The organism is Planctomycetota bacterium (genome assembly GCA_039182125.1).
Taxonomy (GTDB): domain Bacteria; phylum Planctomycetota; class Phycisphaerae; order Tepidisphaerales; family Tepidisphaeraceae; genus JBCDCH01.
This window is the reverse complement of sequence record JBCDCH010000007.1, coordinates 79,387-88,707: the sequence shown is the minus strand read 5'-3', so window position 1 is coordinate 88,707 and position 9,321 is coordinate 79,387. Positions and strand designations below refer to the sequence as shown.

The window sequence follows — 9,321 nt, the reverse complement described above, 5'->3', positions numbered from 1 at the left end:
TCGAACCGGGCCTGCTCGGCCGTGAGGTTTTGCGCCGCGATCGTCGGGTCGATCAGGGCGACTTGCAGCGTGAGGTTGTGTTCGAGGGCGAGTGCGCGGGCTCGCTCGATCGTGATCGGCATCGACTCCATGTCGGCGAACATGTCCGGCCGGGAGGTCGGCATGGTCGCGGGCTGCGTGGACGCTTCGGCGATGGGCAGGTCGAGCCGGGCGACGGTGTTGAGCCGGGCCTCGGGGATGACGCGTTCGCCGGTGCCGCCGACACCGAAGCCGGTGCAGCCGGCGAGCGTGGTTGCGGCGAGTATCGTGATGATCGCAGCCGTCCCGCGGCCACTTGATGGAGTGCGGGTTTCATTCATGGCGTAGCGCGACGATGGGATCGAGGCGGGAGGCTTTGATGGCGGGGAACATGCCGAAGACGACGCCGGTGGTCGCGCTGAACCCGAAGGCCAGCCCGATCGCCCAGGTCGGGATGTACGCGTTTTCAATACCGGCGTTGGGAATCTGCTGCAGCGCGAGCGTGAGCAACTGACCGCCCGCCACGCCGATGAGCCCGCCCAGCAAACACAACACGACGGCTTCGATGAGAAACTGCAACAGCACCGTCGTCGGACGTGCGCCGATCGCCTTGCGCAGCCCGATCTCGCGAGTGCGCTCGGAGACGGACACGAGCATGATGTTCATGATGCCCACACCGCCGACCAGCAGCGAGATACCGACGATGCCCCCGGCGACGGCGGTGAGTGCGACAGCGAGTTGGTTGAACTGGTCGACGAACTTCGCGATGTACTCGACGCCGAAGTCTTCTTCCTCGTCGAAGTCGATGCCGCGCCGGCCGCGGAGGTAATAACGGATCTGCGCCGCGGCTTCGGGCGCGACGCCGGGGTTCTCGGCCGCCGCGATGATGAAGTAAAACATGCGTCCGCCGAAGGCGTTTTCCCTCGCGAGTGCCTTGAACGGAATGAGTACTTCAGCCTGGTTGCCATCCTGACCGCCGCCGAACAGCGCGAGTTCTTGGGCCGGTTCGACGACACCGATGATGAGGTACTTCCGGCTCTGGATCGTGAGCGTTTGTCCGATCGGGTCGCGGGGGAGGCGGAAAAGTTGTTGGGCGTTTTCGTTAATCAACGCGACGGGGCGGCCGCGATCGTTCTCGACAAAGCTGAACGGCCGACCCTGCATGACGGCGCGGTTTTCCACGGCGTGCCAGGCCGGCTCGACGCCCTTGACGGACACGGCCGTGGAAACGCCATTGGCGTTGACGGTCTGTTGCGTTTCGGCGTTGCGGTAGAACGCCTTGAGCTTGGGTGCCGACTCGGCGAGCCCGTCAAACAGGTCGATCTCGAAACGGATGTCGCGGTAGATGCCCGACGCACGCATCTCGTCGGTGGTACGGGGAAAGACGAAAATCTTGTTCGTGCCGATCGCTTCGAACTCGCTAAGCACCTTCTGCCGGAGACCGGTGAGCGCGGCAATGACGGCGGTCACCGCGGCGACGCCGATCACGATGCCGACGGTCGTGAGCACCGACCGCAGTTTGTTCGACCAGATCTGCGCGATCGCGAGCATGACGCTCTGGTACGCGACCAGCAACAGGCGCAGCGGTGAGGAGAGCAAACGCATCATCGGCCCGCTCCCGTTGAACTGCTGTCCTCCACGATCTGGCCGTCCTTCATGCGGACGACGCGTTTAGCCCGCTCGGCGACGTCGGCTTCGTGCGTGACCATGACGATGGTTTGCCCGGCGGCGTGGAGTTCGTCGAAGAGTGCGAGGATCTCGTCGCCGGTCTTGCTGTCGAGGTTACCGGTGGGTTCGTCGGCGAGGAGGATGGACGGTTCGTTGACCAATGCACGAGCGATGGCGACGCGTTGGCGTTGGCCGCCGGAGAGTTGGTTGGGGCGGTGCTTCATGCGTTGACCGAGACCGACCAGTTCGAGCGCGGCCTTGGCCTTGGTGCGTCGGCCCCACCAGCCGTCGGGGCTGTAGATCAACGGCAGCTCGACGTTTTTGAGCGCGCTCAGCCGTGGCAGAAGCTCGAACGATTGGAAGACGAATCCGATGAGCTTGTTGCGGACGATCGCGAGCCGGCCGGCGCCCATTTTGTCCACGCGTTGGCCGTCGAGTTCGTAGCTGCCGGCGGTGGGGCGGTCGAGGCAGCCGAGGATGTTCATCATCGTCGACTTGCCCGATCCCGACGAGCCCATGAGTGCGACGTACTCGTTGGTCTGGATGTCGAGCGATACGCCGTCGAGCGCACGGATGAGCTCGCCGCCGACTTTGTAGTGTTTCGTGATGTCACGCAGGTGCAGCATGAGTTACGACGCACCATCCTCGGACTCGTCGTCGGACGCTTCGGGCGTCGCGTCTTCCATCGTCAACGTGTCCCCGTCGCGCACGGTTTCGAGCAACGTGTACGGCCCGGTCAGGATCACGTCGCCCTCGGCAACGCCGGCTTCGATGACGGTGTGCGTCAGGTCGCTCGCGCCGACCTCCACCGGTGTAACGAACGCTTTTCCATCGCGGACGACGTAGACCACGGCGGTGACGAGTTGATCGCTCGCGACTTCCGGTTTGTCACGGGCACCGCTCGGCAACTCGTCGACGACCCGTCCGACGACCGCCTGGCTCGGCACCTTGAGTACGCCGTCGAGCACCTTCGTGCGCACCTCGACGTTGGCGGTCAGGTCGGTGATGAGCCGTTCGCCATGGGTGTCGATGAGGATGCGTGCTTCGAACGTCTTGCCGCCGCCACTCACGCCGGTCGCCCCCAGCGTTTGCGCGAGAGCGACGCTCCGCACGGTGCCGTTGAAGGTGCGATCGCCATAGGCGTCGATGAAGACCTCGGCGGTTTGCCCGGCCTTCACCTCGGCGACATCCTGCTCGTCGATCTGGGCGACGACCTCCATCTCGTCGAGGTCGGCCACTTCCAGGATCATCGTGCCGGCATTGTTCATCGTGCCCACGACGACGACCTCGCCGACCTCGCCGTTGATCTGCGTCACGGTGCCGTCGATGGGCGTTGTGATGACGGTGTACGAAAGTTCGTCCTCGGCACGGTCGATGTCGGCCTGGGCGACGGCGAGGCGGAAACGTTGGGCTTCGAGGCTGGCGCGGTCGGCGGCGAGTTGTTTCTCGGCACTGCGGAGCTGCGCGCTGTTTTGGGTGAACATCGCCTCGGCCCGTTCGACCTCGGCCATGCTGATGTCCGCGCTCTCGAACAGGGCACGCTTGCGGTTGAGGTCGCGCTCGGCTTCCTCGAGCCGGGCGCGGTCGGCGTCGATGGCGGCTTCGACCGCGTCGAGCCGGGCGGTGTTGACGGCAATGTCGACCTCCTGCGAGGCGTATTGCGCCTTGCGAGCCCGGAGCACCGCTTGCAGGTCCGTCGCATCGAGCCGAACGAGCACATCGCCCGCTTTCACGCTGTCGCCTTCCTCGACGAGCAGTTCTTGGATGCGGGCACTGGTGCGGGCCGAGATCTGCACCTCCTCGCTCGGTTCGAGCTGGCCCGGTGCGCTGACGATCTCGATGAGCTCGCCGATCACCACCGCTTCGGTCCGCGCAATGACGGGCTCGACCTGCGTCTGGCCGGCAAACACCCGTCCCAGCACCGGCAGCGCCACCGCCGCGATCACGCCCAGCAACAGCACCACCGCCACGAGGACGCCGAGAACTTTCAGAATGGTCTTGAGCAAAGCGAGAGGATCCTTCCGCGACGTTATCCGGCGCGTCCGGCGAAGTTGCAAGCAAACGTGATCAACCTCACGTCACACTCCACAGCAACACGCTCACGCCGGCCATCGCGACGATCGCGCCCAACACTGCCCGCCGGGACACCCGCTCGCCGATGAGCGGGGCGATCGGCAGCACGAACAGCGGTGTCGTGTTGAGTAGCGTCTGGGCGATGCCTGCGTTGACCGCGTGTTTGACGGAGAACTGTTGCAACAGCAGCCCGGTGAAAGTTCCGAGCACCATGCCGATGACGATGAGCTTCCACGGCCAGCGGCGTGCGTCGGCGAGGGGCTTGTTGTTGAGCAGGGACAGCACGAGCGCGAGGGCCGCGCACCCACAGGCGAGCCGCAGGACTGTTGCCCAGGCTTCGGACGTGTCGGTGGCGAGGTTGAACGCCTGCCGGTTGAGGATGAGCCCGACGGCCTGAAGCGCGGCCGCCGCGAGACCGAACGTGATGCCGACGGCGACGAGCTTGCGGCTGGCCTGCGCGTCCGTGGCCGTGGCACGCTCGGCGATGACCCACAGGATGCCGGCGATCGTCAGTGCGATGCCGAGGATCGCGAAGACGTTGATCGGCTCGCCGAGCGCGAACGTCGAGAGCAGCACCGCGATCGGCGTCGATGCCATGAACAGCAGCGCGGTCCGCGTGGCACCGATGCGTCGCAGCGCGGCGAAGTAGCACGTGTCGCCCACACCGATGCCGAGCGCCCCCGAGACGCCAAAGAGCAGCAATGCTTCGAACGACGGCTGGCCCCACTGGGTGGGCAGGATCAAAGCCGCGATGACGATCAGCGGCAGGGCGAGCACGCCTTTGACGAGGTTGAGCGCGAGTGCGGGGACGTTCCGCCCGGCATGGGCGAAGATCACGGTGCCAACGGCCCACACCGCCGCCGCACCCAGCGCGGCGAGTTCGCCCAGGGGTAACTGCATGAGCGGTCAGCGTAGGCCGGCCCGCGTCGGTGGCGGTTCAGTACTCCTTGCGCTGCCGGGCCGTTGGGAGGTTCAGCAGCTTGCGGTATTTGGCCACAGTTCGGCGGGCGAGTTCGATGCCTTGCTCGTTGAGCTTCTCGACGATCTGGTCGTCGCTGAGCGGGTCGGACTTGTCTTCCTCGTTAACGATGGTCTTGAGCTTTTCCTTGACCGCGTCCCAGGACATGTCCTGCCCGTCCTCGGTGGTGGTGCCGCCGGAGAAGAAACGGCGCAGGGGGAAGATGCCCTTGGGCGTTTGGATGTGCTTCTCGGCCACGGCCCGGCTCACGGTGGCGACGTGGATGCCGAGCTCCTCGCCGACCTGGATCATCGGCAACGGCTTGAGAAACTCCGCGCCCTTGTCGAAGAAGTCACGCTGGTGATGCACGACTCGCTCGATCACTCGCTCGATGGTACTGCGGCGCTGCTGGATGGATTCGAGCAACCACTTGGCGTTGCGGACGTTCTCGGTGAGGAACTCCTTGGTGGTTTTGTCGGTGCCTTTTTCCTTGAGCATCTTGCGGTACATGCCGCGGATGTAGAGATTGGGGGCCGGGTCATATGTCATTTGGATGTCGTAGTTCCCGGTGTCCTCGTTATAGGTGATGATCGCGTCGGGCGTGATGGCGACACCGTTGTCGCCGCCGACCTGTCGGCCGGGGTGCGGGTGCAGGCGACCGAGGCGGGCGACGGCCCGTTTAAGCGTCTCGATGTCGCGCCCGGTCCGCTTGGAAATCTGCGGATAGCGGTTCATCTCCAGGTCCTTGAGATGGTCACGCACCAGTTCGCGTTCGAGGTCGAGGTCGTGCCCCTCGGCCATCTCCGGGTCCTGCTCGATGTGGGCAAGCTGGATCAGCAGGCACTCGCGCAGGTTTCGCGCGCCCACGCCGGCCGGATCGAGCGTCCGCTGGATCAGGCCCAACGCCGTGGTGAAATCATCCATCGGCGGCAGGGCGGTGCGTCCGTTGCTTTGCTCGGCTTGCTCGACGACTTCCTCCAGCGTCTGGCGGATATACCCGTCGGCGTCGATGTACCCGATCAGGATCTCGCCCGCCTTGCGGACCGAAGGCGCGGCCTCGACGAACCGCCACTGGTCGAGCAACTCCTCACCGAGCGTGCCGGACCGGGCGGCGGTGTTGGCCATCGCGTCGAGCTTGCCGTCCCGTTCGCCGGCGTAGCTGCTCGCTCCCGGGCCGAACGACGGGCCGCTGCTCCATTCCTCGTTTTCCAGGTAGTCGGCGATCTTTTCCAGCCGGGCGAAGTCTTCCTCGCTCCCGTTGTCGGTGCCGTTGACCTCGAGGACTTCGTTGTCCTTGAGGAGCGGTTCGCCGTTCTCATCCTTGTTGCGGTCCTTTTCGTCGCCACGCTTCTCCTTGAGTTCGAGCGTGGGATTCTGTTGCAGTTCCTGTTCGATGCGCTCTTCCAGCTGAGCCAGCGGCATCTGGAGGATCTCCATGGACTGGATCATCCGCGGCGTCAAAAGCTGCCGCTGATCCATCCGCATGGACTGGCTCTGGTTCATCGACATGGCCATGGGTCGTACTCCTTCGGTCCCCGCGAGGCGATCCGATGCCATGGCGGCACCGGATTTGCTTGCAGCGTACCATCCGGCAATCCGACATGCCATGACAAATCGTTTCGGTATGGCGATTTCCGCGAGTCGGGGACTTCATGAATTAGTCCGATGGCAACTTTGTCGGTAGCTGGACGGTTCCGAGCCGGTAGAGCACACCCACCTCGGACGTGTCGAACGCTTCGCCGACGCTGACTTTTTCAAGCCAGTCCGCGAGCTGCTTTTCGGAGGCGGTTACTTGCACCCTCGGCACAGACGCGAGCGCCTCGGCGATGCCAAACATGGGATCGGCCGGCGAATCGCGGTCCTCGTTCGCCGCTTTCTCGGGTCGATTGGCACTGCCGTCCAGCTTCCCGTCCTCAATGGCCGTGGCCCAGACGTCTGCCCGCGCCGGTGCGAGGACAAGCACGTCAGGCGGTTCGCCTTCCTCGTCGTCCGCCGGCGTGTTGACCAGCCATAACACCGACCACGCCGTCACCGGTTCCCCGGCGTTCTCAACACTCAGAAACACGAACCAGTGGCGACCGACCTGTCGTAACTCGACCGCACCAGACTGCCCGTCATCAACCTCCCCGAGGAACGTTGCTTCGTAGCCGCCGTCAGCCCCTTCGGTCACGCGGAGAAAAACGCCATCATCCGCATCGGCGTCGGCTTCGACCGGTGCCGTCCACCAGCCGGCCAGCCCGCTCCGCGTCGTGGGCACCGGCTCGCCGAACGGCTTGTCCAGCGTGACCGGTGAGCAGCCCAGAACGATCAACGGCAACAGGCACGCGAGGCTCCTGCGGATGTGCTGGATCATGGGGTTATCGTAATCGGCCATGCGTCAGGGCCGCAATACGACATCGAACCCGCGTGGCTCGGCGGGCTCAACAACGCCCTTGGCCGACTTCCAGAGCAGTGCCGCCTCGACGACCATCCACAGTTCCAGCGCGAGGCACGCCCCGCCGATGCCGGCCAGGACGTAGCGCTCTTCTTCGATCCAGCCCGGCATCTCCACGAGCATCGCCCACGCCGGCATGATGAGCATGAACGCCATCGGCCCGATGAGGAACCACGTCGCGATGCGGCGGCGTCGCAGGTAGAACAGGATCACCGCGAACGCCAGCCCGGCCAGCAACTGGTTCGTCGCCCCGAAGAGCGGCCAGAGCACCAGCCCGCCCTTGCCGTACCCCTCGATCGACCAAACCCCGTCCGGGGGCACCGCCGCGAGTGCAGCTGCAGTGAGCACGGCAATCGCCGTGGCCACATGGGGCAACAACGAGCCGCGACCGTGAGGGAGCGATGCCGGCGTAGCCGGCATCTCTTCGCCGACACGTTCGATCTCGCCTTGAGTTGCGGGCTGCGCCCGCGTCGCTCCCTCACGGTCGCGGCTCGTCAGCACCCCCCACAACTCCTCGCACACGTACCGCTGCAGCCGCACCGCCGTGTCCAGCGTCGTGCCGGCGAAGCTTGCGACCAGCACCGCCATCAACGCCGTCGCGACCGAGATCGGGATGCCGATGGCCGCGACGAAGTTCCCCGCCCCGTCCACGAACGCCCCGACCTTCGCCCCGAGGCCGCCGGCCGATTGCCAGGAGGCGTAGCGGTCCCTGAATGCCATCTCCCTAGTCGCGACAGCGACCGGGCCGTCATCATCCAACATGACCCACGCCGGCCCGAACCTCGCGGGTCCGTCTGCGGTGTCGAGCACCTCGTACGCGTCGTTGGGCTTGTGCTTACCGTAAAGCTTCGAAGCTGTCTGCTTTGTTCTGTAGTCGTATTGGTTTGGAATAAACTGGAAGCTCGGGAATTCACCGGCATTTCTGATCACATCCATCTGGCTGGAGCCTCCCACATGCGCATGTTCGGTGTCAGTAACGCGTGGTACGAACTGTTGGACCCACGTCATTTGCGTCCCCAGCCCCAACCCCGCCACGCACGCCAGGATCACGATCACGGCCAAAAACCCCTCGGTCAGCATGCTCCCATAGCCGACGAACCGGGCGTCGGGTTCGGACTTGAGTTGCTTGCTGGACGTACCGCTGCTGACCAGGCAGTGGAAGCCGCTGCAGGCGCCGCAGGCGATGGTGATGAACAGGAACGGCCAGATCGGCGGGGCACCGGCCGGGTCGAGGTTCACCGCCGGGGCCACCACCGACAACGGCACCCGCTCCGCCCCCTCCACCGGCGGCGCTCCCCCGAGCAACGCCGCCGCGATCAGCCCGACCACCACCAATCCCAGCGCCGTCAGCAGCTGCAACGCATTGATGAAGTCCCGCGGCTGCAGCAGCGTCCACACCGGCAACACGCTCGCCACGTACCCATACGCCAACAACCCCAGCACCCACGCCCAAAGCGGCAGGGCGGCGAGCGTCTCGTTGAACGTGTGCAGGAGGCCGACGTCGCCGAAGACGACCGTCACGTACATCAGCCCCAGCGCGAGAATGGATGGCAGCACGATCGACACGCCACGCCGGTGCAGCCACAAGCCGATGACCACCGCGATCGGGATCTGCACCACGACCGGGAAAATCGCCGGCGGGTATTGTCGCAGGACGCTCGCGATCACCAACCCGAAGATCGCGATCACGATAAGCAGACACAGAAACAACACGCACAGAAACAACACCCGTACCCGCGGCGAGATCACCACCCCCGCGATCTCGCCGACGGTTTTCCCCTGGTTCCGTAGCGACACGACCAACGCCCCGAAGTCGTGGACCGCCCCGATGAAGATCGACCCGAAGATCACCCACAAAAGCGCCGGCACCCACCCCCACATCACCGCAATCGCCGGCCCCACGATCGGCCCCGTCCCCGCGATGCTCGTGAAGTGGTGCCCGAAGACGACCGCCTTGGACGTCGGAACGTAATCCGACCCATCTCGCATCCCACATGCCGGGGTCACCGCCGATGCCGAGAGTCGGAAGATCTTGCCCCCGAGCCACTTACCGTAAGTGTGGTACGCCACGATGAAGGCGAGGGCCGACAGGCCGGCGATGAGCAGCACGTCCATCCCCGTGACCCTACCAGACGGTGCAAATCGGCGAAAAACCGCGCTATCGCCGCGC

8 protein-coding genes are annotated in these 9,321 nt (G+C 65.1%); all 8 read right to left on the bottom strand.

The annotated features are described in order from the left end of the window. A partial coding sequence (locus AAGD32_03310; GenBank protein ID MEM8873266.1) for a hypothetical protein occupies positions 1 to 359 on the bottom strand: 359 nt, incomplete at its 3' end. Next, positions 352 to 1,623 (bottom strand): ABC transporter permease, encoded by a 1,272-nt coding sequence (locus AAGD32_03305; GenBank protein MEM8873265.1) that lies wholly within the window; start codon positions 1,621 to 1,623, stop codon positions 352 to 354. The genes AAGD32_03305 and AAGD32_03310, both read right to left, overlap by 8 nt. Next, positions 1,623 to 2,312: an ABC transporter ATP-binding protein gene (locus AAGD32_03300; GenBank protein ID MEM8873264.1), complete on the bottom strand. Its 690-nt coding sequence runs from the start codon at positions 2,310 to 2,312 to the stop codon at positions 1,623 to 1,625. The genes AAGD32_03305 and AAGD32_03300 overlap by 1 nt, the downstream gene beginning before the upstream one ends. Before the next feature lie 3 nt (positions 2,313 to 2,315). Further along, complete coding sequence (locus tag AAGD32_03295; GenBank protein MEM8873263.1) at positions 2,316 to 3,692, bottom strand: efflux RND transporter periplasmic adaptor subunit; 1,377 nt, start codon at positions 3,690 to 3,692, stop codon at positions 2,316 to 2,318. Positions 3,693 to 3,759: 67 nt separating this feature from the next. Next, positions 3,760 to 4,659: a DMT family transporter gene (locus tag AAGD32_03290; GenBank protein MEM8873262.1), complete on the bottom strand. Its 900-nt coding sequence runs from the start codon at positions 4,657 to 4,659 to the stop codon at positions 3,760 to 3,762. A gap of 37 nt (positions 4,660 to 4,696) precedes the next feature. Further along, positions 4,697 to 6,232, bottom strand: coding sequence for an RNA polymerase factor sigma-54 (gene rpoN, locus AAGD32_03285; GenBank protein ID MEM8873261.1), 1,536 nt, complete (start codon positions 6,230 to 6,232; stop codon positions 4,697 to 4,699). A 142-nt stretch (positions 6,233 to 6,374) separates the two neighbouring features. Beyond that, positions 6,375 to 7,070 (bottom strand): hypothetical protein, encoded by a 696-nt coding sequence (locus AAGD32_03280; protein ID MEM8873260.1) that lies wholly within the window; start codon positions 7,068 to 7,070, stop codon positions 6,375 to 6,377. 24 nt (positions 7,071 to 7,094) lie between these two features. After that, positions 7,095 to 9,266: a carbon starvation protein A gene (locus tag AAGD32_03275; GenBank protein MEM8873259.1), complete on the bottom strand. Its 2,172-nt coding sequence runs from the start codon at positions 9,264 to 9,266 to the stop codon at positions 7,095 to 7,097. Positions 9,267 to 9,321 lie beyond the last annotated feature (55 nt).

Excerpts from the sequence above, each read along its gene's own strand:
- AAGD32_03280 (MEM8873260.1), bottom strand. The coding sequence starts at position 7,070 with ATGATCCAGCACATCCGCAGGAGCCTCGCGTGCCTGTTGCCGTTGATC.
- AAGD32_03275 (MEM8873259.1), bottom strand. The coding sequence starts at position 9,266 with ATGGACGTGCTGCTCATCGCCGGCCTGTCGGCCCTCGCCTTCATCGTG.
- AAGD32_03290 (MEM8873262.1), bottom strand. The coding sequence starts at position 4,659 with ATGCAGTTACCCCTGGGCGAACTCGCCGCGCTGGGTGCGGCGGCGGTG.
- rpoN (MEM8873261.1), bottom strand. The coding sequence starts at position 6,232 with ATGGCCATGTCGATGAACCAGAGCCAGTCCATGCGGATGGATCAGCGG.
- AAGD32_03300 (MEM8873264.1), bottom strand. The coding sequence starts at position 2,312 with ATGCTGCACCTGCGTGACATCACGAAACACTACAAAGTCGGCGGCGAG.
- AAGD32_03305 (MEM8873265.1), bottom strand. The coding sequence starts at position 1,623 with ATGCGTTTGCTCTCCTCACCGCTGCGCCTGTTGCTGGTCGCGTACCAG.